The following is a 23,740-nucleotide window of genomic DNA, read 5'->3' on the forward strand; positions in this document are numbered from 1 at the left end:
CGTGGCGTCAGCGCAGCCAGGGGAGGTCGGCGCCCGCCGGCTGGAGGCCGTCCGCGATGATCCGGCATGCGGCGCCGAACTGCTCGACCTGCTCGGGGGTCAGCCGGTCGAAGATGGCCGTCCGTACGGCGGTGACATGGCCGGGGGCGGTGTCCCGCAGCACCTTGAGCCCCTTGTCGGTCAGGACCGCGTTCTGTCCGCGCTTGTCGTCGGGGCAGTCCTCACGCCGGACCCAGCCGTCCTTCTCCATGCGCGCGACGGCGTGGGACAGCCGGGAGCGGGTGATCTTGGCGGCCTCGGCCAGTTCGGTCATCCGCATCCGGTGACGAGGCGCCCAGGAGAGCTTCACCAGCAGGCCGTAGTAGACGTGCGGCATGCCCGCGTCGCGCTGCAACTGGCGGTCGAGGTGGTCCTCCAGGAGCATGCTCGCCTGGACATACGCCTGCCAACTGCGCTGTTCGTCTTCGGTCAGCCAACGCGGCTCGTCGGTGTCTGAGGGGGTTTTCATGGCGTCGTCCACGCGTCCATTCTAAGGAATTCTCTTTGAATCTTAAATAACTGTGCGCTACAGTGACAGATGATTGCTTGATATTTCAAGCAATCTGAGTGAGCTCTGCCGACTGACGAGGAGTCCTCATGTCCGCGCTCGACGGGCGCATGCCCGCGCTCTACCTCAGCCATGGTGCTCCGCCGCTCGCCGACGATCCGGTCTGGCCGGGACAGCTCGCCGCCTGGGCCACCGGCCTGCCCCGGCCCAACGCCATTCTCATGATCTCCGCTCACTGGGAAGAGGCGCCCCTGGCGATCGGCGCCACCCAACAGGTGCCTCTGGTCTATGACTTCTGGGGTTTCCCTCAGCACTATTACCAGGTGCGGTACGCCGCGCCGGGCGCGCCCGAACTCGCCGAGCGGATCCGCAAGACGCTGCGCACGGCGGGTACCCCGGTGCAGGACATCCCCGACCGGGGGCTGGACCACGGGGCCTATGTGCCCCTGGTCGAGATGTATCCGGAGGCCGAAGTCCCGGTCCTCCAGGTCTCGATGCCGACCCTCGACCCGCGGAAGCTGATGGAGATCGGCCGAAAGCTGGCGCCGCTGCGGGACGAGGGCGTCCTGATCGTCGGCAGTGGCTTCTTCACCCACAACCTGGCCGCGCTACGGCAGACGGGCCCGATGCCGCCCAGTTGGTCGGCCGAGTTCGACGACTGGGGGCAGCGGGCGCTGGACGCGCAGGACATCGACGCGCTGCTGGACTTCGAGCACATGGCCCCGGCCGCGGGGCTGGCCCATCCGCGTACCGAACACTTCGCGCCGTTGTTCGTCACGCTGGGCGCGGCGGAGGCGGAGCTGCGCAGCCAGCGGAGTGTGATCGACGGGTTCTGGATGGGGCTGGCGAAGCGGTCGTTGCAGTTCGGGTGAGGGGGTGAGGGGGTGCGGGGGTTGAGGGGTGCGGGGGCGAGGGCGTGAGGGGTGAGAGGTGGGTGCGGGAGTGAGGGGGCGCGGGGCGGCTGAGGGCCTTGGGGCTTGGGGCTTGGCACGGAGTGGCATGTGCCCTTGTCAGAGCACCGGGTCGATCATCGCGCAGGCGTGCAGTGCGGCGGCCAGGGCCGTCGGGTCCGTGCCCCGGGCGACATCGAGGGCGGTGTCGGTCAGCTTGATGGCGTGCTCATCGCCGTGCGCGGCGGCGTGGGCGAAGACCTCCTCGGGGGTGACGCCCGCCACGGCCGGCAGCCGGTCGGCCGGGAGCGGCTCGTGCGGCGCGTACACCGCCGTGACCGCGGCGCTCGCCGCCCATGCGGCGTCCAGGCTCGGCACCCACAGCTCGCGCGGCAGCGCGGGCAGGGTGCGCAGGACGGCGTTGGGCGCGGTCGCGGCGTGGACCAGCATGATCGGTTCGCCGTGGCCGTGGGTGGCGTAGCGGTACGTCGCGGCCCGTACCAGCTCGGTGAGCCGTCGGCGCGCCTCCTCGGGCTGGTCGGCGGGGTGGTCGGGGGTGCCGGGGCCGTCGGGGGCGGGGTCGGTCGTCCGGCTGGGCCGTGAGGGGGACGGCCGGGCGGGCTGCGAGGCGGTGGGCGGCCAGGTGGGGAAGGCGGTGAGCCGGGCCAGCCGTTCCCGTATGCCACCGCTCTGGTCGGCGATCGGCTCCACGGCGGCCAGCGCGTCGGCCGCCGATCCGGAGGTGGGGCCCGGCCGCCGGTGGAGCGGCGGCAGCGGGTCGTGGCGGGCGGCCCAGTAGCCGAGGGCGTGGGCCAGTTCGGCGGTGCGGGGAGCGGCCGTCGTGCCCGGGTCGTCCAGCAGGGTCCGTACGGCGTGGCCGACGCGGATCACCGGATGGGTCGCGCCGCCGGCGATGCCCGGCAGCAGTCGCGGCCACCACACGGCGAGCACGTCCTGCCAGGGGCGGTCGGCGAGCTCCCGGTCGAAGTAGGCGGGCCAGTCGGCGAGCCGGCGTGGATCGCCGAGCGCCTCGCGCCAGTTGCGTTCGGTGATCGGGGCGTACGCGGACGGCATCTCCTCCAGCTTCTCGCGATAGCGGTCCAGCCAGCGGTGCACTGCGCGCCCCTGGCCGTGGCGCACCAGTGCCTCCACGGCCATCGGCGCGTGATTGCTCAGCCATCCGTGGCGCTCGGGGCCGGAGGCGTGCAGTCGCTCGAGGGCTTCGTCGAGGGTTCCACTCGTGTCGTCTGTCATGAGCTCACGCTAGGGAGGGCGGGGCGGCCCCGGAACGGACCGGGGACGGAAGCGTGCGGGGACGAATGGCCTAAGCCGGGCCGCGCCCGAGGGCCGGTCCGGGCCCATCTTGGAGGGCCGGTCCGGGCCCACCTTGGAGGGCCGGTCCGGGCCCACCTTGGAGGGCCGGTCCGGGCCCACCTTGGAGGGCTGAGGGTCACTGCCGGGGGTGTTCCGCCCGTACGTGGAAGACGTGGAAGACGTAGAACGACATGCCCGCCATCACGACCCCCGCCCCCAGCCCGATCCCCGAGGACCGGTACACCGAGCCTCCGCTCACGGAGTGCAGAAAGCCGACCGCACAGCCGAAGACCGCCCCGTAGAGCGCGGCCCGGATCTCCGGCATCAGGCCCGGCGTCAACCTGCCGAGGGCGTAGCAGAGCGCCCCGACCACCGCCCCCGACACCACGCCGAAGATTGCGGCCGTGGGAATGGTGGAGCCCTGGTTGTGGGTCACGAACATCACCCAGCCGCCGTGGAGCACCCCCAGAGCGGCTGGGACGCCCCAGGAGGCGGAGAGGTGCGGGTGGAGCGGGAGCCGCGGATGGCGGTGGTGGCCCACGGGGGCAGTGAGGGCTGTGGGGGCTGTGGGGGCATTCATGCGGAACCTCCTCGTCGCCGCGTCCCCGCCCTGACCTGTCACTTTGACCTGTCACTTTCCAGCGCACACCCATGCGGAGGGGCGGGCAACCCGGCGCGATGGGCCATTCGGGCAACCGGCAGCCCGCGAGATTCGTCTTGACAGATGAGAGAAGGGCGGAAGAGCCGTGGAAGGCAGCCGCACAGGGGGTCTGACCTGCGCTTCCCGGTGTTTCGGCAGTGTGCTGACCCGCGTGTGGCTGGACAGGATACTGCATGATCGTAAAAAGGTGGGGACCTGATGGGAATTCTGTCCTGATTCCAGTCGTTGTTTCCTTCGGACGGGGCACCCGACATCGGAGAGTCCGTCCATAGTCCGCGCCCGATCCATCTGTAAGGGAGCACGCATGGCAACCCGTGCCGTCGCCCGTAATCAGTCCGCCGCCGGTGGTGGCGCTGATGGGGCCAACAGCGTTCGCGCCTCAGGCGGGGAGATCGCCGATCGCGACCTGGTCGGCATGTATCTCGACGAGATCGCTCGCACCCCGTTGCTGGACGCGGCGAAGGAGGTCGAGCTTTCTCAGTCCATCGAAGCGGGGGTGTATGCCCAGCAGATCCTGGACGGGGAGGTTGAGGACACCCCTGCCGCAGGTGCGAGCCGCGAGGAGCTGGAGGCGATAGCCGCCGAAGGTGCCCGCGCCAAGGACATCTTCATCCGCTCCAACCTGCGCCTCGTCGTGGCTGTGGCGCGCCGCTATCCGCGCAGTGGGCTACCCCTGCTCGACCTGATCCAGGAGGGCAACGCGGGCCTGGTGCGCGCGGTGGAGAAGTTCGACTACACGAAGGGCTTCAAGTTCTCGACCTATGCCACGTGGTGGATCCGTCAGGCCATCACGCGCTCGATCGCGGATCAGTCCCGTACGATCCGGCTGCCCGTCCACCTGGTCGAGGAGCTCGGCCGGATCCGCCGGGTGCAGCGGGAGTTCAACCGTGAGCACGGCCGCGAGCCGGAGCACGCCGAGATCGCCGAGGAGCTCGGCTCCACGATGGAGCGGGTCTCGGATGTGCTCGACTGGGCCCGCGACCCGGTCAGTCTGAACATGTCGGTCGACGACGAAGGGGAGACCCAGTTCGGCGATCTGCTGGAGGACACCTCGGCCGTCTCGCCCGAGCAGTCGGTGATGACGCTGCTGCGCAGCGAGGAGCTGGAGGACCTGATCGGCCGCCTCGACGACCGCACCGCCTCCATCATCAAGGCGCGGTACGGCATCGACGACGGCCGGGAGCGCACCCTGACCGAGGTCGGCAAGCAGCATGGCCTCACGCGTGAGCGAATCCGCCAGATCGAGAAGCACGCATTGCTTGAGCTGAAGAAGATGGCCCGCCAGACCGGTTTCGACGCAGCGGCTTGAGTTCTCAGGCCGGCAGACCCCAGTCACCACTTACCCTCCAACCCCTGGACCGAGCCCCGGCGCCTCCCCCCCCCCGGCGCCGGGGCTCGCTTCTGTCTATCTGCCTGTTGGGGTCCGGGGGGAGGGGGAGGGAGCTTGTGGGGTCTGGTGGTGGGGGAGCTTTTGGGGTCTGGTGGTGGGGGAGCTTGTGGGGTCTGAGGGTGGGGGAGCGACCGGTCGGATCAGACCGCGAAGCCGCCGTCCACGGCGATCGACGCCCCGGTGATATAGCGGCCGCTGTTGCCCGCGAGATGGGCCACGGTCGCCGCGATCTCCGTGGGGCGGCCGTAGCGCCCGAGCGCGGTGAAGCCGCTCTGGAAGGCGGCGTTCTCGCCGTCGGCCGGGTTCATATCGGTGTCCACGGGGCCGGGGTGGATCAGGTTGGCCGTGATTCCGCGCGGGCCGAGCTCACGGGCCAGGGCCTTGGTGAGGCCGGTGAGCGCGGTCTTGCTGGTCGCGTAGAGGCTGCCACCGGGGAAGGCGACCCGCTCGGCCATGCAACTGCCGATGTTGATGATCCGCCCGCCGTCGGCCATATGCTCGACGGCCGCCTGCGCCAGGAGGAACGGCGCCCGGATGTTCACGGCGAGGACCCGGTCCACATCGTCCAGCGACAGTTCGGCGATGGAGCCGAGGACGCCGATGCCCGCGTTGTTGACCAGGATGTCCAGACGGCCGAACTCGGCGGCCGTCCCCTCCACGGCGGCCCGCACCGCCTGCGCGTCGGCGCCGTCCGCCCGCACAGCCCAGGCGCGGCGGCCGAGCACCTTGATCCGGTCGACGACATCCGCCGCGCGCTTGGCCTGGCTTTGGTAGGTCAGGGCGACATCGGCGCCCTCCTCGGCGAGCCGGATCGCCACGGCCTCACCGATGCCCCGGCTGCCACCGGTGACCAGGGCCACCTTGCCGTCGAGTGTCATGCCTTCTCCTCTATTCCTGGTATTCCTGTTATGCGATGAAGGTGTGCTATGCAGTGAAGATTCGGTTATGCGGTGGGGATTCAGTTATGCGGTGGATATTTAGTTATGCGGTGGTCCCGGAGGACATGACTCGATCCTGGCCGGGCGGGCCGCGGAAGTCCGGCGGGATTCGGACGGTGCGCTGCCGCGCTGGGCGGCGGCCGGGGGTGAGGTCAGGCGAGAGGCGGGGGCAGATGCGGCAGCCGGGGTCGGCGCTCAGAGGCCATGGCCGGGGCGGCGCTCAGAGGCCGTGGTCCGGGGCCGCGGCCGGGGGCGGATCAGGCCAGGGCGTGAGGCGCCGGGGGAGGCCGCTGAGCGGCCACGAGTCACGAACATGCCCGGTCGAGTTTGTTTCGTGCCCGAGTCTGTTTACTTTCCTGCATCGCCCACGTAATCTGGCCGCGAAATCACAGGTTCGGGCATGGAAGGGACGTAAACCCACATGTACGCACCGGAGCGTCAGCAGGAGATTCTCCGGCTCGCCCGCGAGGGCGGGCGGGTGGATGTCCTGTCCCTCGCCGAGGAGTTCCAGGTCACCGCCGAGACCGTACGGCGTGATCTGCGCGCCCTCGACCGGGCGGGGCTCGTCCGCCGTGTGCATGGGGGCGCCATCCCGGCCGGACGGCTGGACTTCGAGCCCGATCTCGCCGAGCGCGAGTCCACCGCCGCCGATGAGAAGGACCGCATCGCGCGGGCCGCCATCGCCGAACTGCCGTCCGACGGCAGCGTGATCATCGACGCGGGTTCGACGGCGGCCCGGTTCGCCGCCGCCCTGCCGCTGGAGGCCAAGCTCACCGTCGTCACCCACGCCCTGCCGGTCGCCGCCCGCCTCGCCGACCACCCCGGTATCGCGCTGCACCTGGTCGGCGGGCGGGTCCGCCACCGCACCCGGGCCGCCGTGGACGCATGGGCGCTGCGCGGCTACGGCGAGATCAAGGCCGATGTGGTCTTTCTCGCCACCAATGGCTTCTCGCTGGACGGCGGGCTCACCACCCCCGATCTCGCGGAGGGCGCCGTCAAGAGCGCCATGATCGCGTCGGCCCGGCGGGTGGTGCTGCTCGCGGACTCCGCCAAGTTCGGCCGGGAGCACTTCGCCCGGTTCGGCGGCCTGGACGATGTCGATCTGCTCATCACGGACACCGGGCTCAGCCCCCAGGACGCCCTGGCCATCGAGCGCCAGGGCACGGAAGTGGCACGCGCATGATTCTCACCGTCACCCCCAACCCCAGCCTGGACCGTACGTACGAGATCCCCGCGCTGGAGCGCGGCGCCGTGCTGCGGGCCACGGCCGACCGGGTCGACCCCGGCGGGAAGGGCGTCAATGTCTCGCGCGCCGTGGCCGCCGCGGGGCAGCGCACGGTGGCCGTACTGCCGCTCGGCGGACCGGAGGGCGCGCTGCTCGCCCGGCTGCTGGAGGAGCTGGGCATCGAGGCGGCGGGCGTGCCCGTGGCGGGCTCGACCCGGGTCAACATCTCCGTGGCCGAACCGGACGGCACCCTCACCAAGCTCAACGCGAGCGGGCCCGAACTGAGCGACGCCGAGGCCGAGGCGGTGCTGGAGGCCGTCCGGACGAGGGTCGAGAGCGCCGACTGGATCGCCTGCTGCGGCAGCCTGCCCCGCGGGCTCGCCCCCGAGTGGTACGCCGAGCTGGTGGCGCGGGCCCACCGGGCGGGCGCCCGGATCGCCCTGGACACCTCCGGCCCCTCGCTGACCGCCGCTCTGCGCGAGCGCCCCGATGTGGTGAAGCCCAACGCCGAGGAGTTGGCCCAGGCCGTGGGCCGTCCGCTGGCCACCGTGGGCGAGGCGGTCAAGGCGGCCGAGGAACTCCGCGGGCTGGGCGCCCGCGCGGTACTCGCCAGCCTGGGCGCCGACGGCCAGCTGCTGGTCGACGAGACCGGCGCGTACTTCGGCACCGCACGGGTCACCGCCGTGCGCAGCAACGTCGGCGCCGGCGACGCCTCGCTCGCCGGATTCCTCGCGGCGGGCGGCTCCGGGCCCGCCGCACTCGCCTCGGCCGTGGCCCATGGAGCGGCCGCGGTGCAGCTGCCGGGCAGCGCCATGCCGACCCCGGCCGACCTCGACCCGTCCGCCGTGGTCACCACGGCGGACATTCCGCTGGACCGTGTGCTCAAGGAGCCCGCGTGACCGGCCGACCCCACTCCCACCCCCCAATCCCCACTCCGTCCGCCCGCCTCCCCCAGGGCGGCACCGCACACAAGGGAGCCGCGAGATGAGTGAGCTGATCACCGCGGATCTGGTCGACCTTGACCTGTCCGCCGACACCAAGGAAGCCGCCGCCCGGTCGCTCGCCGAACGCATGGTCGAGGCCGGCCGGGTCACCGACCTCGACGGCTTTCTCGCCGATGTGGCGGCGCGCGAGGAGCAGATGCCGACCGGCCTGGACGGCGGCATCGGCATACCCCACTGCCGCAGCGCCCATGTCACCGAGCCGACCCTGGCCTTCGGGCGCAGCGCGGCCCGGATCGACTTCGGCGCGGCGGATGGACCGGCCGACCTGATCTTCCTGATCGCCGCCCCGGCGGGCGCGGACAGCGACCATCTGACGATCCTGTCGAGCCTTGCGCGGCAGCTGATGAACGCCGACTTCACCACTGCGCTGCGCTCGGCCGACCAGCCCGAACGGGTGGCCGCCCTGATCCGCGGCGAGGAGCCCACCGCCGCTGAGCCCGCCTCGGCCGCGCCTGCCGCCGCTGAGCCCGCTGCGGCTGCGCCTGCCGCCTCCGACTCGGCCGCGGCCTCCGACGCCTCCCGGACCGGGTCGGAGCCGGTGGCCCCCTTCCGGATCGTGGCCGTCACGTCCTGCCCCACCGGTATCGCCCACACCTACATGGCCGCCGAGTCGCTGGAGAACGCCGCTCGCGAGGCCGGGGTCGAGCTGGTGGTCGAGACCCAGGGCTCGGCCGGATTCGACAAGCTCCCCGCCGCCACCATCGCCGCCGCCGACGCGGTGGTCTTCGCGCACGATGTGGAGGTGCGGGAGAAGGCCCGCTTCGCGGGCAAGCCGACGGTGGACGTCGGGGTGAAGGCGGCCATCAACCGCCCCGCCGAACTCATCGCCGAGGCGCGCGGGAAGGCCGCGCGGGGCGAGATCGCCGCACCGGCCGACGGCGCGGCGGAGGGCGCGGCGCCGATGGACGCGGACGGTGCCGCCGGTGACGGCTTCGGCACCCGGCTGCGCAAGTGGCTGATGACGGGCGTCAGTTACATGGTCCCGTTCGTCGCCGCGGGCGGTCTGCTGATCGCGCTCGCCTTCGCGATCGGCGGCTACGAGATCGCCGGCGCCAAGTCCGTGGCGGACCACTTCGTCTGGACCGAGAGCAGCAGCTGGGCGGCGCTGCTCTTCCAGATCGGCAGTGCGGCGTTCACCTTCCTGGTGCCGGTCCTGGCTGGCTATATCGCCTACGGCATGGCCGATCGGCCCGGTCTGGTCCCCGGATTCGTGGGCGGCTACATCGCGACCACCATCAAGGCCGGGTTCCTCGGCGGTCTGGTCGCGGGTCTGATCGCGGGCGCGGTCGTCATGGCCATCCAGCGGTTCAAGGTCCCGGCGTCGCTGCGCGGCATCATGCCGGTGGTGGTGATTCCGCTGATCTCCTCCGCGATCGTCGGCGTCCTGATGTTCGTGGTGATCGGCAAGCCCATCGCCTCCGCGCAGGAGGCGATGACCGACTGGCTCAACGGCCTCTCCGGCGCCAACGCCATCGGCCTCGGCGTCCTCCTCGGCCTGATGATGTGCTTCGACCTGGGCGGCCCGGTCAACAAGGTGGCCTACGCCTTCGCGACCGGCGGTATCGCGGTCTCTGACCCCTCCACCGGAAGCCTCAAGATCATGGCTGCGGTGATGGCCGCCGGTATGGTCCCGCCGCTGGCGATGGCCCTCGCCACCACCGTGCGCGGACGGCTGTTCACCAAGACCGAGCGGGAGAACGGCAAGGCCGCCTGGGTGCTGGGTGCCTCCTTCATCAGTGAGGGCGCCATTCCGTTCGCCGCCGCGGATCCGCTGCGGGTGATCCCCTCGTCGATGGTGGGCGGCGCCGTCACCGGTGCGCTGTCGATGGCGTTCGACTGCACGCTGCGCGCCCCGCACGGCGGCATCTTCGTGGTCCCGCTGATCGGCCAGCCGTTCCTCTACCTGCTGGCCATCGTGGCGGGCACGGTGGTCTCGACCGGTCTGGTGGTCTTCCTCAAGGGGCTGCGGAAGACGGCGGAGCCGGAGGCCACCGGCCAGGCGGGCGGAGGTGCTGCCACGGGCGGTACCACCGAGGACGAGTCGAAGGTGGCGGTGGCGGTCTGACCGCATCTCAGCCACCCCCTGCCGGGCCCGGCGGCCCGCCCACCACCGTGGGCGGGCCGCCGGTTTCCATGGGCAGGTCGCGCGAGGCGTAGTAGGCGCCGAGCGCGGCCTCGCCACCCGACCCCATGGCGGTCGCGATCCGCTGGAAGCGGACCGACCGCAGATCACCGGCGGTGAAGATCCGGGGGTGCTGGCCCCCGGGAGGGCAATACCCGGATCGGTCCACGGCCACGGCCCCGGCCGGCGGTGCCGGGGCGCTGCCCAGATTGAGGAAGGCGACGTCAGCCGTGAGCGTCCGCCGCTCGCCCGCCACCGTCTCGACCTCGGCGGTGACGGGTGCCGACGTGGACCCGGGCCCCAACTCCAGCCGCCGCACGGCCATCAGCTCCACCCTGGGGTCCCGCCGGACCTCCTCGGTCTTGTAGGCGTCCTCGGGCGGATACGCCACCACAAAGCGGGCCTTGAGCTCCGGATGAGCCCGCGCCACGGTCCCCAGCGGCCGGTCCGCCCCCAGGACCAGCACCGTCCGGTCGTCGATCGCCGCCGGATCCGCCTCCCACAACTGCGGCACCGCCCGGCCCGCCATGCCCCCGAGCCATTCCGCTCCCTCGGGACCCAGCGGCCCGACCCCCGTGGCGACGACCACATAGGGAGCGGTCAGCCGCAAACCAGGGGCCCGAGCGGACCCTGCGGCCCCCACCGGCTCGACCCGCTCGACCGTGGCCTCGACCCGCTCGACCGTGGCCTCGACACGGTCGACCGTGGCCTCAACCCGCTCGACCGTGGCCTCGACACGGTCGTCGAAGGCATCGATCAGCGTGGCACGGTGCCCCAGCTCCACCCGGCACAGTTCACACTGCGCCAGATCGGCCTCGATCGCCGCCGCCAGGTCCGGGCCGTTGGTGGCGGTGAGGACATTGCGCACCACCGGGATGCGCCGCAGCGCCCCGCACAGGGCGTCGCCCGACTCGATCAGAACCGAGCGCATCCCCACGCTCGCCGCCATCACGGCGGCGGCGCAGCCCGCCGGGCCGCCGCCGACGATCAGCAGATCCGTATCCATCCGAAGCCCCCCATCTCCTCATCGCTCCGGCCCGCTTGTCTCCGGCCGGACGCTTCCTTCCCTCCGGCCCCCGCGGATCAGAGGCCGTAAAGATCCCGGTACGCGGGGAAGACACCGCCCGGGCCGTCCACGGTCTCCGCCGCGAGCACCGCCTTGACCACCGCCCGGGTCAGCATGTCCGCCCCGGCCGCCAGTACCTCGTTCAGCGCGCCGCTCTCCCGGTGCACCCCAAACGCCGGATCGCCGGCGTCCTCGGGGTCGCCGTCCGGTATCAGCGGGCGCCCGCAGGTGGCCAGAGCGAAGACCGTGTCGCCGTCGGAGAGCAGATGCACCGGCCGGACGGCCCGCGCCAGACCGTCGTGCGCCGTCCCCGCGAGCTTCTGCGCCTGGGCCCTGGTGAGCACGGCGTCGGTGGCGACCACGGCCAGCGTGGTGTTCAGCGGAGGCCGCACCGACGCGGCCTGTCGCCTCTCGGATTCGGCCCGCGCGGCGGCCAGTTGGCGCATCGCCTCCACATGCACGGCCGCACCGGGCCGGTGCGGCCCGCCCTCCTCCGACGGCCCGTAGTGCTCCCCGTACAGCGCACCCGTACCGGGATCGACGACCGATCCCGCGGCGTTGACCACCGCCAGCGCGGCCACCGTGACGCCGGACGGCAGCACCGTGGAGGCCGAACCGACGCCGCCCTTGAGCCCACCGGCCACCGCGCCCGTGCCCGCCCCCACATTGCCCTGCGCGACCGGAGCCCCCGTCTCCGAACCGGCCGCCGCCTCGATCGCCTCGCGCCCCAGCGCGGCGTCCGGGCGGGCCCGCCAGTCGCCGCCCCGGCCCAGGTCGAAGAGGGCGGCGGCCGGGACCACCGGAACGACCTGCGCCGGATCGGGGCCGACCCGGAAGCCCCGGCCGTGGTCCTCCAGCCAGGAGGCCACCCCAGAGGCGCTGTCGAGCCCGAAGGCGCTGCCGCCGGTCAGCACGACGGCTTCGACGCGCTGGACCAGATTGCGCGGATCGAGGGCATCGGTCTCCCGGGTACCTGGCCCACCGCCGCGCACATCGACGGCGGCGACCGCACCGCCCTCGGGGGCCAGCACCACGGTCGTCCCGGTGAGCCGGCCGCCGCCGGACCGCTGGGCATGGCCCACCCGCAGTCCGCGGATATCCGTCAGGCCGTCGGCCGGACCGGTGGGAGCTGATTCGGGTTTTGTCCGCTCGGCATCCATGGAAGCTATCCGTAGCACGGGAAGCCGTGGCATGGTCGAGTGGCGAGGCGCGAACCACCCCCGTAGCGGCGCGAACCACCCCCGTATCCACCCTTCCGCGATCGCCGCCGAAGCGTGCGGGACGGGATGAGGACCTCTCATATAGAGGGCGTTCATCAGACGTTGATGGCCTGACAGCAATCTGAGCTGTATGCCGTTCGCCCCCGTCCGAAAGAAGACCGCCGTGCCCCGTACGTCTCGGACGGAGGAGCTCCCGACACCGGCCGCCGACCCTCGGCGGGCCGCCCGGGTGGCCCTCCGCTGGATCAGCGAGCCGGACTGCACCGAGGAGCTCACCCATGCCGAGCTGCTCGACCAGGCGGCCCGGGCCGCCGCCGCGCTCACCCGGCTCGGTGTCCGCGCCGGGGACCGGGTGGCGGTCCATCTGCCGCTGGTGCCCGAGTCCGTGATCGCCACGCTCGCCTGCGGCCGGCTCGACGTCGTCCGCGCCAGCCTCCCCGTGGGGCTGCGCCCCCACGAGTTGCGCGACCGGATCAGGGAGGTCGGGGCCAAGGTCGTCATCACCGCGGACGCCGGGCAGCACGGTGGGGAGATACAGCCGCTCAAGCGCCATGTCGATCGGGCGCTGGCGGGCTGCCCCGGGGTGCGGTCCGTACTGGTGGTCCACCGGCGGGCCTGCCCGGTGTCCTGGAGGCCCGGGCGTGATCTGTGGTGGCACGACGAGCTCGGCCGGTACACCGAGCCGCTGCCCGGGCCGTACTCTTGAGGCATGAGCACCGCCCCTGCCCCTGGACCGCGCGATCCGGCCGCCGCGCTGAGCTTCGACGATCCCTTCGCGCAGCGGTCATCGGACGATACGGACCACGGGTGGGGCGAGCGGGTTCCCGGCGGCGACAGTGCCGACGATGCCGCTGATCTGGCCCGGTTCCTCGACGAGAAGCCGCCCCACCACCTCTGACGGATTCCTAGGCGCTGGAGCCGCTGCCGCCACCGTCGTGGACGGCGGCGCGCTGTGCGACCAACTCGTCGCGGATCTCGCGCAGCAGAATGATCTCCTCGGCGTCCGCGACGGCCTGCTCCTCCTCTGCCTTCGCCTCCCTGGCGGCCCTCCGCGCCAGATAGCGCGACATCGGCAGCACCATCAGGAAGTACACCACCGCTGCGGTGATCAGGAAGGTCAGCACGGCGGAGAGCACGCTTCCCCAGAGGATCGGGATGCCGTGGACGATGTCGCCCGTGGCGTTGGTCTCGCAGGGTGCCTTGAGACAGGAGCGGTACTTCTCGAGGTCCTTCGTGCCGAAGGCTCCGACTATGGGGTTGATGAGGCCCTTCACTATCGAGTTCACGACGGCGGTGAAAGCGGCTCCGATGACGACCGCGACGGCCAGATCGATCACATTGCCGCGCATCAGGAAGGCTTTGAACCCTTCCATGACGCTCTGCTTCTCCTCGGTCACCTGCTCCTGGCTCAACCCACTGCCTCTCTTTCGCCGCGTCGGTGCTTGAGCGGACGGTTCCGCAACCTACACCCGCAGGTGAGAGGGGCATCAGGGGAGCCGGGGGAGTGGGGGGAATCAACAGCGGCATAGCGTCACCGCCAGTCGGGAGCCGGCCGAGGCTCCGGCCAGCGCGGTGGCGTCCGCTCGCGGCACCGTCAGCACCACCAGTGCTCCGCCGCCGCCCGCCGGGCCGTCGAGCGCGCCGCCGCCGTCCGGCGCCTCGTCGCGGCTCGCATCCGCGTCCGCATCGGCCTCCGGTGCGCCGCCGTCGGCTCGGCCGTCCGTCGCGCGGGCGCTCCGCGCCCCCGGCACATCGGCCACCCGGACCCCACGCGCGACCACCCGCGCCGTAGCGCCGGACGACCGGGCCCGTACGGCGTCCGGAAGCGGTGTGGCCAGCACATCCACCCGGTCGCCTGGGTGCAGCAGCCGTACCGCCGCGGCGTCGGCGATCCGGACCGGCGCCGAGACCATGGCGGGGCGCGGGCCGCCCCGCCGCTCCTCACCCGCGGGCGCGGGCGCCCGTGAGGTCACCGCGTCCGTGTGCCCCCGGCCGGACGGTGCCGCGGCCGCGAGCGCGGCGGCCGTCAGCGCCAGCCCGGCCGCCATCGCGCGGCGGCGTCGCCGCACGGTCCGTCGCAGTCCGAATCCGCCGGTGCGCCCGGTGCGCCCGGTGCGCACCGGATCGAACCGTGGCACCACACGGGCCGGGGGAGCGGAGCGGGGTAACGCGAAGGTGGGGGACGGATGGGACATGGCACATCACCGCCTGCCGTGAGGGTCCGGATGCTTCTGGCCCCCTCACCATGCCCGCCCCCGCCCGATCCCGCTCGGGCCTGTGGACGGCCACCAGGCTGTGGAAAACTCGGTCACCCCAGCGAGCGACACCCGCCCCGGCGGCTGCCCCCCCACCGCGCTTACGGAAGCTCGATCCCCAGGTCCCAGCCGTCGTGGGCGTGGGTGCACAGGCAGTCTCGGGCGGAGGTCTCCGGCAGCCTGCCCACCGCGTCGAAGAGCACCTCGCGCAGTCGGCCCACGTTCTCCCCGAAGACCTTCAGCACCTCGGTGTGGGTGACGCCCTCGCCGGTCTCGACCCCCGCGTCCAGGTCGGTGACCAGCGTCAAAGACGTGTAGCAGAGCCCCAGTTCACGGGCGAGCACCGCCTCCGGGTGACCCGTCATGCCGACCACCGACCAGCCCTGCGCGGCATGCCAGCGCGATTCGGCGCGGGTGGAGAAGCGCGGCCCCTCGATCACGCACATCGTCCCGCCGTCCACCGGCTCCCAGTCGCGTCCGCGCGCCGCGTCCACGGCCGCCTTCCGGCCCACCGGGCAGTACGGGTCGGCGAATGTGGTGTGCACCACATTCGGGATCCGGCCGTCCGGCAGCTGCTCGCCGTCGAAGTAGGTCTGTGTACGCCCCTTGGTGCGGTCCACCAGCTGGTCCGGGACGAGCAGCGTGCCAGGTCCGTATTCCGGCTGCAGTCCGCCGACCGCGCACGGGCCGAAGACCTGTCGCACCCCGAGCGAGCGCAGGGCCCAGAGGTTGGCGCGGTAGTTGATGCGGTGCGGCGGCAGATGGTGCTTGCGGCCGTGCCGCGGGAGGAAGGCGACCCGACGCCCCTCGATGTCGCCGAGGACGAGCGAGTCGCTCGGCGCCCCATAGGGAGTCTCCACGGTGATCTCGGTCACGTCGTCGAGGAACGTGTAGAACCCCGATCCCCCGATGACCCCTATGTCTGCTTGCCTGCTGGTCTCGACCATGTGATCACCCTAGCCACCCGCGCACACGCGAACGGCACCCCGCCGCCTCCCGGTGGAGGTGGCGGGGTGCCGATGAAGCCGAAGAACCAGGCGGCCCGGTCAGGCGGCCGAACTCGACGTCGAGGACGACGAGGAAGACCCCGACGACGAGGCCCCCGACGACGCAGACGTCGAGGAGGAGGACGAGGAAGAGGAGTCCGAGGACGAGTTCGAAGACGAAGAGGACGACGAGTCGGAGCTGTCGCTCTTCGCCGCCGGCTTGCTGGAACCGCCGCTCGAGCTGCTGGAGGAGGAGCGGCTGTCGTTCCGGTAGAAGCCGGAGCCCTTGAACACGATGCCGACCGCCGAGAACACCTTCTTGAGGCGTCCCTTGCAGTTGGGGCACTCGGTGAGCGCGTCGTCGGTGAACTTCTGCACCGCCTCGAGGCCCTCGCCGCACTCGGTGCACTGGTACTGGTAGGTCGGCACGTTCTTCCTCCTGGCACTCTCACTCAATGAGTGCTAACGACGCTCCATAGTGCAGTATTCCCGCCCGTCAGTCCACTGGGACGAGACATACGGTGATCGAAGACACCGTCCGGGGCGGTCCCCGGCAGGCTCCTCAACTCGCTCCGCTGCCCAGCCAGCCCGCCAGCTTGCCGCCCCGGCCCACCGCCCGCAGCCGCCGCTCCGCCGCGTCGCGCACCGGGTCCGTGGCCACCACCAGCAGCTCGTCGCCGCGCCGCAGCGTCGTCGAGGGCAGCGGTACGAAGCTGGTCTCGTCCCGGACCACCAGGGTGACCGCGGCCCCCTGGGGCAGCCGCAGCTCGCCGACCTCGACGCCGTGCATCTTGGACGACTGGGGGATCGACACCGACAGCAGATGGCCGCGCAGCCGCTCCAGCGGCGCCGACTCGATGCCCAGGTCCGCAGGCTCGGGCTCCTCGAGCCGCAGCCGGGGGGCGAGCCGGGGCAGTGTCGGCCCCTGGATCAGGGTGTAGACGATCACCAGCACGAAGACGATGTTGAAGATCCGGCGGCTGCCGGGCACATCGCTGACCATCGGGATGGTCGCCAGCACGATCGGCACCGCCCCGCGCAGCCCCGCCCAGGACAGCAGAGCCTTCTCCCGCCAGGGCAGCCGGAACGGCGCCGTGCTGACCAGGACCGACACCGGGCGGGCCACCACGGTCAGCACCAGCCCCACCACGAGGGCGGGCAGGATGTCATCGCCCAGTTCATGCGGGGTGACCAGCAGCCCCAGCAGGACGAACATCCCGATCTGGGCGAGCCAGCCCAGCCCCTCGGCGAAGCCGCGCGTCGCCGGCCAGTGCGGCAGCCGCGCGTTGCCCATGATGAGCGAGGCGAGGTAGACGGCGAGGAAGCCGGACCCGTGTGCCAGCGAACCCGCCGCGTAGGCGGTCACCGCGATGGCGACCACCGCGATCGGGTACAGACCCGAGGCGGGCAGCGCCACATGCCGCAGGCCATAAGCGCCCAGCCAGCCGACCGCGATGCCGATCACCGCGCCGATCGCCAGCTCCAGGGCGATCGTGCCGATCAGGACGTACCAGGAATCCATGGGGCCCTGGCTGGAGAAGGCGACCACCAGGATCACCACAGGGGCGTCGTTGAAGCCCGACTCGGCCTCCAGGACGCCCGTGAGCCGCTTGGGCAGCGGCACCGTGCGCAGCACCGAGAAGACGGCCGCCGCGTCCGTGGACGACACCACCGCGCCGATGATCAGCGCCTGCCGCCAGTCCAGTCCCACCACGTAGTGCCCCGCCGCCGCGGTGATCCCCACGCTCACCGCGACGCCCACGGTGGACAGGACCGCGGCTGCCGGAAGGGCGGGTTTGATCTCGCTCCACTTCGTGCCCAGACCGCCCTCGGCCAGGATCACGACCAGCGCGGCGTAGCCGAGGATCTGCGTCAGCTCGGCGTCGTTGAAGGTGACGCCGATCCCGTCCGTGCCGATGGCGACGCCGATCCCGAGATAGATCAGCAGCGTGGGCAGTCCACTGCGTGATGACACCCTTACGGCCGCCACCGCGAAGAGCAGGACGAGGGAGCAGATCAACAGCAGCTCGTTGAGGTGGTGAACAGTCAGGGGCCGACCCTTTCTCGCGGGAGCGGAGGGAACGCTGCGAAGGGGTCCCCACCGACCGGAACTTCATTGCCTTATCTAACATTTTACGGGATCTTGACGCGAGCCTCCGACGAGAAGGCTTCACCGAGGTGTACGAGACCGGGCGGTGGCCGGTCCGGGGCGTCAGTCATGACTCCGCGTAGGGGCGGCGACAGCGCTGCGCCTATGGTTGCTCCAGCACTCCAGGTTCACCCTGCCCCTCGAAGGACAGCGATGCCCGCCAACACAACCGGCTCTTCTCCCAAAAAGAAGAAGAGCCGACGTCTCCGCCTGATCGTGATCGCAGTCGTGCTGCTGCTCGTCGGGGGCGTCGGCTACGGCGCGTACTGGAGCATCAGTACAGTTCGAGCCTCCTTCCCGGAGACCACGGGATCGCTGCAGCTGAAGGGGTTGTCCGGCCCCGTGCAGGTCAAGCGTGACGGCTACGGGATACCTCAGATCTACGCCGGCACCTCCGAGGACCTCTTCCGCGCCCAGGGGTTCGTCCAGGCCCAGGACCGCTTCTGGGAGATGGACGTCCGCCGCCATATGACCGCGGGCCGGCTCTCGGAGATGTTCGGTTCCGGCCAGGTGGAGACCGACGCGTTCCTGCGCACCATGGGCTGGCACCGGGTGGCCAAGCAGGAGTACGACACCAAGGTGTCGGCCGCCACCAAGAAGTATCTGCGGGCCTACTCCGACGGCGTCAACGCCTACCTCAAGGACCACCAGGGGGACGCGCTGTCCGTCGAGTACGCGGCCCTGGACTTCAAGAACGACGGCTACAAGCCCGAGAAGTGGACCCCGGTCGACTCGTTGGCGTGGCTCAAGGCGATGGCCTGGGACCTGCGCGGCAACATGCAGGACGAGGTGGACCGCGCCCTGGCCTCCAACCGGCTCAGCGCCAAGCAGATAGACGAGCTCTACCCGTCCTACCCGTACAGCCGGAACAAGCCGATCGTCCAGGGCGGCGCCGTCAACGGGGTCACGGACGAGTTCGACCCCAAGGGCACCCCGGCCGGCTCCACGAGCGGCACGAGTGGCGCCGGCTCGGTGGACGGAGGGGCCACCGGAGCCGCTCAGGGGCTGCAGACGCAGCTGTCCTCGCTCTCCAAGACCCTGGACGACGTCCCGGCGCTGCTGGGCCCGAACGGGACCGGTATCGGCTCCAACTCGTGGGTGGTCTCCGGCAAGTACACGACCACCGGCAAGCCGCTGCTCGCCAACGACCCGCACCTGGCGCCCCAGCTGCCGTCCGTCTGGTACCAGATGGGGCTGCACTGCAAGCAGGTCACCAGCGAGTGTCCGTATGACGCGGCGGGTTTCACCTTCGCCGGTCTGCCCGGTGTGGTCATAGGCCACAATCAGGACATCAGCTGGGGCATGACCAACCTCGGCGCCGACGTCAGCGACCTGTACCTGGAGAAGGTCACGGCCGACGGCTATCTCTACGACGGCAAGCAGATTCCGTTCACCACCCGCGAGGAGACCATCAAGGTCGCGGGCGGCGCGAGCCGTAAGATCACCGTCCGCACCACCAACAACGGCCCGATCGTCTCCGACCGCGACGACGAGCTCTCCGACGTCGGCAAGAGTGCCCCGGTGGGCTCCGGCGCCGATGACGTGGCCCCCGACCGCGGCGACGGCTACGCGGTGGCGCTGAAGTGGACCGCGCTGACCCCGTCCAACACCATGGACGCGGTCTTCAAGCTCAACACCGCCAAGAACTTCAGCGACTTCCGTAAGGCGGCCCGCGACTTCGCGGTCCCCTCCCAGAACCTCATCTACGCCGACACCAAGGGCAACATCGGTTACCAGGCGCCCGGCCAGATCCCGGTGCGCTCCAGGGGCGACGGCCGTTACCCGGCGCCCGGCTGGGACTCGCGCTACAAGTGGAGCAAGTACATCCCGCAGTCGGCGCTGCCCTGGGAGCTCAATCCCGATCGCGGCTATATCGTCACCGCCAACCAGGCCGTCATAGACAAGAAGAACTACCCGTATCTGTTGACCGACGACTGGGGGTACGGAGCGCGGAGCCAGCGCATCACCGACCTCATCGAGTCGAAGGTCAAGGACGGCGGGAAGATCTCCACGGACGACATGCAGTCCCTGCAGATGGACAACAGCAGCGAGATCGCCAAGCTGCTGACGCCCTATCTGCTGAAGGTCGAGGTCAAGGACGACTACGTGCGCCAGGCCCAGAAGCTGCTGGAGAGCTGGGACTACACCCAGGACTCGGACTCGGCGGCCGCCGCGTACTTCAACGCCGTCTGGCGCAACACCCTCAAGCTGGCCTTCGGCGACAAGCTCCCCAAGGAGCTGCGGGTCAAGGGCGAGTGCCTGCGGGTGCGCCCGGCCGACGACTCGGGTCCGCTGGAGGACCTGAACGGCAACGCCCGGCTGGTGCGCGAATGCGGTAAGCGCGACCCCGACATGGCCCAGCCCGACGGCGGTGACCGCTGGTACGAGGTCGTACGCAAGATCATCAAGGATCCGAAGAACGACTGGTGGAAGACGGCGGGCACCCGCAACAAGCCCGGCGCCACCAACCGTGACGAGCTGCTGGCGCAGGCCATGCGGGCCGCGCGCTCGGAGCTCACCGCCAAGCTGGGCAAGGACATCAACAGCTGGAGCTGGGGCCGGCTGCACCGGCTGACGCTGAAGAACCAGACCCTGGGCACCGACGGCCCCGGTGTGGTGCAGTGGCTCCTCAACCGGGGCCCGTGGAACCTCTCCGGCGGTGAGGCGGCGGTCAACGCCACCGGCTGGAACGCGGCGGGCGGCTACGACGTCACCTGGGTTCCCTCGATGCGGATGGTCGTCAACCTCGACAACCTCGACAAGTCGCGCTGGATCAATCTCACCGGCGCCTCCGGCCACGCCTACAACGCGCACTACACGGACCAGACCGAGAAGTGGGCGAAGGGCGAGCTGCTGCCCTGGGCGTTCAACAAGAGCGCCGTGGACAAGTCGACGGAGGACGAGCTGGCGCTCACCCCGTAGTTCCCCATGGAGCACCCGGGGCCCCGCACGGGCCCCGACGGGCCCGGTGGCCGTCTGAGGGGCGTTTCCGCCCCCGGTCGGTCCCCGGGCCCGTTCGACCCTCGCGGCCCCGCCGACAGACGCCTCCGGGCGCCTTCAGCGGGGCCGCGGCGTGAAGCGGTGGAGGCCCGACGGCGTCACCGCCGCGTGCACCGGACGGTCGTGGGCCTCCTCGGGCACCTCGTCCAGCAGTTCACCGTCGTACAGCAGCACCACCAGCGCCGGATCGGCCCCCGCCGCCGCCAGCCGGGCCAGCACCCGGTCGTACGAGCCGCCGCCGCGGCCCAGTCGCATCCCGCGCCGGTCCACCGCGAGTCCGGGCAGCAGCACCACGTCCGCCCCGGTCACCGCCTCGGGGCCGAGCCGCGGCCCCTCGGGCTCCAGCAGGCCGCGCCGGGCGGGCGCCAGCCGCTCCGGCCCCTCGTCCTCGCCCCAGTCGAGATCGTCGTCCTCGAGCAGCACCGGAAGCAGCACCCGGACCCCGCGGGCGCGCAGGGCCTCTCTCAGGGCATGGGTACCGGGCTCGCCGCCCATGGACACATAGGCCGCCACCGTGGCCGCCCCGGCGAGCTCGGGAAGCTCCAGGGCGCGACACGCCAGGGCGGCGCCGGCCGTCTCGATGTCATCCGCCGTCAACCTGGACCTCATCGTCAGGTGACGTCTCCGCAACGCGCGCTTACTAGCGTCGGTGTTGATCACTGGGTGCGCAATCTCCCTGTCTCATGCCATATTCACCGAATACTCATCATCTGCCCCAAAGGCACCGGATAGGGTTCGGTACATGACTCAATCGCGTACTCGGATCAGCAAGGCTGTCATCCCTGCCGCGGGACTCGGAACCCGCTTTCTTCCGGCCACCAAGGCCACCCCCAAGGAGATGCTGCCGGTCGTCGACAAGCCGGCGATCCAGTACGTCGTCGAGGAAGCAGTCACCGCCGGACTGTCCGACGTCCTCATGATCACCGGTCGTAACAAGCGGCCCCTGGAAGACCACTTCGACCGCAACTACGAGCTCGAAGAGGCCCTGACCCGTAAGGGCGACGAGACCCGACTCGCCCGCGTCCAGGAGTCCAGCGACCTGGCGACCATGCACTACGTCCGCCAGGGAGACCCCAGGGGGCTCGGCCACGCCGTGCTCTGCGCCGCCCCGCACGTCGGTGACCAGCCCTTTGCCGTCCTCCTCGGCGACGACCTCATTGATGCCCGCGACCCGCTGCTGGCCCGCATGGTCGACGTCCAGGAGCGGCACGGCGGCAGCGTCATCGCCCTGATGGAGGTGGACCCGGCACAGATCCACCTCTATGGCTGCGCGGCCGTCAAGCCGACCGTGGACGACGACGTCGTCCAGGTCACCGGCCTGGTCGAGAAGCCCGACCCGGCGGACGCGCCCAGCAACTACGCCGTCATCGGCCGCTATGTGCTCGACCCGGCCGTCTTCGGGGTGCTGCGCGAGACCGAGCCGGGCCGCGGTGGCGAGATCCAGCTCACCGACGCCCTGCAGGCGCTAGCCTCCAGTCCGGACCTCGGCGGCCCGGTGCACGGCGTCGTCTTCAAGGGGCGCCGCTACGACACAGGCGACCGCGGCGACTATCTGCGTGCCATTGTCAGACTCGCGTGCGAACGTGAAGACCTGGGCCCGGAGTTCCGGGAATGGCTTCGCAGTTACGTCACCGAGGAGATGTAGCACCTTGAGCAGCACCGCAGAACGGGCCGCGGACCGCGGCCCGGACCAGGACCGGGTCTGGACGGTGGCCGAGCACCTCGACGACATCCTCGGGCACGTCCATCCGCTGGAGCCGATCGAGCTGCAGTTGCTCGAGGCCCAGGGCTGCGTCCTGGTGGAGGACGTCACCGTCCCCGGCGCGCTTCCGCCGTTCGACAACAGCTCCATGGACGGCTATGCCGTCCGTACGGCTGACGTCGCGGCCGCGACCGAGGACCATCCCGCGGTGCTGACCGTCATCGGCGACATCGCGGCGGGCAGCGGTGACCTGCCCGCCGTCGGTCCGGGCGAGGCGGCCCGGATCATGACCGGCGCCCCGGTCCCGCCCGGCGGCCAGGCCATCGTCCCCGTCGAGTGGACCGACGGTGGCCTCGACAGCGGACCGGTCACCCATATGCCCGCACGGGGCTCGGACCCCCACGGCGGCAGCGGCAGGGTGCGCGTCTTCCGCCCGGTGCGGGAGGGCCAGCACGTGCGCACCCGGGGCAGCGACGCGGACGCCGGCGAGCTCGCGCTGCGTGCCGGCACGGTCCTGGGCGCCTCGCAGCTCGGGCTGCTGGCCGCGCTCGGCCGCGCCACCGTGATGGTGCGGCCCCGGCCGCGGGTGGTGGTGCTCTCCACCGGCAGTGAGCTGGTCCAGCCCGGTGAGGAGGCGGGCCCCGGCCGGATCCACGACTCCAACAGCTTCCAGCTCACGGCCGCCGCCCGGGAGGCCGGCGCGATCGCCTACCGGGTGGGCGCGGTGGCCGACGACGCCGCCACGCTGCGCGCCGCCGTCGAGGACCAGTTGGTCCGCGCCGACATCGTCGTCACCAGCGGCGGCGTCAGCGTCGGTGCCTACGACGTGGTCAAGGAGGCGATGCACGAGGTGCACTTCCGCAAGCTGGCCATGCAGCCCGGCAAGCCCCAGGGCTTCGGCCGCGTCGGCCCGGAGAACACCCCGCTGATGGCCCTGCCCGGCAACCCGGTGAGTTCGTACGTCTCCTTCGAGCTCTTCGTGCGCCCCGTCATCCGCACCATGCTGGGCAGCGCCGACGTCCACCGCACCATCGCGCAGGCGGTCTGCCCCGAGGGCGTCGCCTCCTCGCCCAAGGACAGGCGCCAGTTCCTGCGCGGCTGGTACGAGCCGGCCACGCTCGACGGCCCGGCCACCGTCAGCCCGGTGGGCGGCGCGGGATCGCACCTGATCAAGGCCATGGCGCACGCCAACGCGCTGATCGTCGTCCCCGAGGACGTCACCCAGGTCGCCCCCGGCGCCGAGGTGGACGTCGTCCTGCTGGCCTAGCAGC

The 23,740-nt window shown here is 71.3% G+C and carries 22 protein-coding genes; 10 read left to right on the forward strand and 12 right to left on the reverse strand.

Annotated features, from left to right (window positions below; genetic code table 11):
- Window positions 1-7: 7 nt before the first annotated feature.
- Window positions 8-508 (reverse strand): MarR family winged helix-turn-helix transcriptional regulator, encoded by a 501-nt coding sequence (locus tag NP777_RS33590; protein ID WP_256653950.1) that lies wholly within the window; start codon window positions 506-508, stop codon window positions 8-10.
- 128 nt (window positions 509-636) lie between these two features.
- Here NP777_RS33590 and NP777_RS33595 point away from each other — a divergent pair, with 128 nt between their 5' ends.
- Window positions 637-1,419 (forward strand): dioxygenase family protein, encoded by a 783-nt coding sequence (locus tag NP777_RS33595; RefSeq protein ID WP_256653951.1) that lies wholly within the window; start codon window positions 637-639, stop codon window positions 1,417-1,419.
- A gap of 138 nt (window positions 1,420-1,557) precedes the next feature.
- On the opposite strand, the gene NP777_RS33600 is transcribed toward NP777_RS33595, so the two are convergent.
- Both NP777_RS33600 and NP777_RS33605 read right to left on the reverse strand, forming a co-directional pair.
- Window positions 1,558-2,691, reverse strand: a complete 1,134-nt coding sequence (locus NP777_RS33600; RefSeq protein ID WP_256653952.1) for a questin oxidase family protein — start codon at window positions 2,689-2,691, stop codon at window positions 1,558-1,560.
- A 196-nt stretch (window positions 2,692-2,887) separates the two neighbouring features.
- Entirely contained in the window at window positions 2,888-3,331 is a 444-nt protein-coding gene (locus NP777_RS33605; protein ID WP_256653953.1) for a hypothetical protein, read from the reverse strand.
- Window positions 3,332-3,716: 385 nt separating this feature from the next.
- Here NP777_RS33605 and NP777_RS33610 point away from each other — a divergent pair, with 385 nt between their 5' ends.
- Entirely contained in the window at window positions 3,717-4,721 is a 1,005-nt protein-coding gene (locus tag NP777_RS33610; RefSeq protein ID WP_210951328.1) for a sigma-70 family RNA polymerase sigma factor, read from the forward strand.
- Between the two features lie 221 nt (window positions 4,722-4,942).
- Here the strand turns inward: NP777_RS33610 and NP777_RS33615 are convergent, their stop codons facing one another.
- Window positions 4,943-5,680, reverse strand: coding sequence for an SDR family NAD(P)-dependent oxidoreductase (locus tag NP777_RS33615; protein WP_256653954.1), 738 nt, complete (start codon window positions 5,678-5,680; stop codon window positions 4,943-4,945).
- 481 nt (window positions 5,681-6,161) lie between these two features.
- Here NP777_RS33615 and NP777_RS33620 point away from each other — a divergent pair, with 481 nt between their 5' ends.
- The 3 genes from NP777_RS33620 to NP777_RS33630 all read left to right on the forward strand — a co-directional run bounded on the left by NP777_RS33620 (window position 6,162) and on the right by NP777_RS33630 (window position 10,034).
- Window positions 6,162-6,923, forward strand: a complete 762-nt coding sequence (locus tag NP777_RS33620) for a DeoR/GlpR family DNA-binding transcription regulator (protein WP_256653955.1) — start codon at window positions 6,162-6,164, stop codon at window positions 6,921-6,923.
- Window positions 6,920-7,864 (forward strand): 1-phosphofructokinase, encoded by a 945-nt coding sequence (gene pfkB, locus NP777_RS33625; RefSeq protein ID WP_256653956.1) that lies wholly within the window; start codon window positions 6,920-6,922, stop codon window positions 7,862-7,864. The genes NP777_RS33620 and pfkB overlap by 4 nt, the downstream gene beginning before the upstream one ends.
- Window positions 7,865-7,949: 85 nt before the next feature.
- Window positions 7,950-10,034, forward strand: coding sequence for a PTS fructose transporter subunit IIABC (locus NP777_RS33630; RefSeq protein ID WP_256653957.1), 2,085 nt, complete (start codon window positions 7,950-7,952; stop codon window positions 10,032-10,034).
- Between the two features lie 7 nt (window positions 10,035-10,041).
- Here the strand turns inward: NP777_RS33630 and NP777_RS33635 are convergent, their stop codons facing one another.
- Complete coding sequence (locus tag NP777_RS33635; RefSeq protein WP_256653958.1) at window positions 10,042-11,097, reverse strand: FAD-dependent oxidoreductase; 1,056 nt, start codon at window positions 11,095-11,097, stop codon at window positions 10,042-10,044.
- Window positions 11,098-11,174: 77 nt separating this feature from the next.
- Complete coding sequence (locus NP777_RS33640; RefSeq protein ID WP_256653959.1) at window positions 11,175-12,317, reverse strand: P1 family peptidase; 1,143 nt, start codon at window positions 12,315-12,317, stop codon at window positions 11,175-11,177.
- A 223-nt stretch (window positions 12,318-12,540) separates the two neighbouring features.
- On the opposite strand from NP777_RS33640, the gene NP777_RS33645 reads away from it, so the two are divergent.
- Together NP777_RS33645 and NP777_RS33650 are read left to right on the forward strand one after the other, a co-directional pair.
- The gene (locus tag NP777_RS33645) at window positions 12,541-13,083 is read left to right on the forward strand and encodes an AMP-binding protein (protein WP_256653960.1); all 543 of its coding nucleotides are present in this window, start codon (window positions 12,541-12,543) and stop codon (window positions 13,081-13,083) included.
- A 3-nt stretch (window positions 13,084-13,086) separates the two neighbouring features.
- The gene (locus NP777_RS33650; RefSeq protein ID WP_078559050.1) at window positions 13,087-13,275 is read left to right on the forward strand and encodes a hypothetical protein; all 189 of its coding nucleotides are present in this window, start codon (window positions 13,087-13,089) and stop codon (window positions 13,273-13,275) included.
- Window positions 13,276-13,282: 7 nt separating this feature from the next.
- Here NP777_RS33650 and mscL read toward each other — a convergent pair whose 3' ends face one another.
- From mscL to NP777_RS33675, 5 genes are all read right to left on the reverse strand, one after another.
- On the reverse strand, window positions 13,283-13,750 hold the full coding sequence (mscL, locus tag NP777_RS33655; protein WP_256653990.1) for a large conductance mechanosensitive channel protein MscL: 468 nt from the start codon (window positions 13,748-13,750) through the stop codon (window positions 13,283-13,285).
- A 141-nt stretch (window positions 13,751-13,891) separates the two neighbouring features.
- Window positions 13,892-14,572, reverse strand: a complete 681-nt coding sequence (locus NP777_RS33660) for an RcpC/CpaB family pilus assembly protein (RefSeq protein WP_256653961.1) — start codon at window positions 14,570-14,572, stop codon at window positions 13,892-13,894.
- Between the two features lie 161 nt (window positions 14,573-14,733).
- Entirely contained in the window at window positions 14,734-15,579 is an 846-nt protein-coding gene (locus NP777_RS33665) for an S-methyl-5'-thioadenosine phosphorylase (RefSeq protein ID WP_256653962.1), read from the reverse strand.
- A 99-nt stretch (window positions 15,580-15,678) separates the two neighbouring features.
- Entirely contained in the window at window positions 15,679-16,047 is a 369-nt protein-coding gene (locus tag NP777_RS33670; protein WP_256653963.1) for an FmdB family zinc ribbon protein, read from the reverse strand.
- Between the two features lie 133 nt (window positions 16,048-16,180).
- A complete protein-coding gene (locus NP777_RS33675; RefSeq protein ID WP_391858631.1) occupies window positions 16,181-17,668 on the reverse strand; it encodes a potassium/proton antiporter in 1,488 nt (495 codons plus the stop codon).
- A 252-nt stretch (window positions 17,669-17,920) separates the two neighbouring features.
- Here NP777_RS33675 and NP777_RS33680 point away from each other — a divergent pair, with 252 nt between their 5' ends.
- A complete protein-coding gene (locus NP777_RS33680; protein ID WP_256653965.1) occupies window positions 17,921-20,689 on the forward strand; it encodes a penicillin acylase family protein in 2,769 nt (922 codons plus the stop codon).
- A 135-nt stretch (window positions 20,690-20,824) separates the two neighbouring features.
- On the opposite strand, the gene NP777_RS33685 is transcribed toward NP777_RS33680, so the two are convergent.
- Window positions 20,825-21,424, reverse strand: a complete 600-nt coding sequence (locus NP777_RS33685; RefSeq protein WP_256653991.1) for a 5-formyltetrahydrofolate cyclo-ligase — start codon at window positions 21,422-21,424, stop codon at window positions 20,825-20,827.
- Window positions 21,425-21,509: 85 nt separating this feature from the next.
- On the opposite strand from NP777_RS33685, the gene galU reads away from it, so the two are divergent.
- The gene (gene galU / locus NP777_RS33690) at window positions 21,510-22,412 is read left to right on the forward strand and encodes a UTP--glucose-1-phosphate uridylyltransferase GalU (protein WP_137979212.1); all 903 of its coding nucleotides are present in this window, start codon (window positions 21,510-21,512) and stop codon (window positions 22,410-22,412) included.
- 4 nt (window positions 22,413-22,416) lie between these two features.
- Window positions 22,417-23,736 carry a molybdotransferase-like divisome protein Glp gene (gene glp / locus NP777_RS33695; RefSeq protein ID WP_256653966.1) on the forward strand — a complete coding sequence of 440 codons (1,320 nt, stop codon included), beginning with the start codon at window positions 22,417-22,419 and terminating at the stop codon, window positions 23,734-23,736.
- The last annotated feature ends 4 nt before the right edge of the window (window positions 23,737-23,740 follow it).

The organism is Streptomyces rugosispiralis (genome assembly GCF_024505145.1).
Lineage (GTDB): Bacteria > Actinomycetota > Actinomycetes > Streptomycetales > Streptomycetaceae > Streptomyces > Streptomyces rugosispiralis.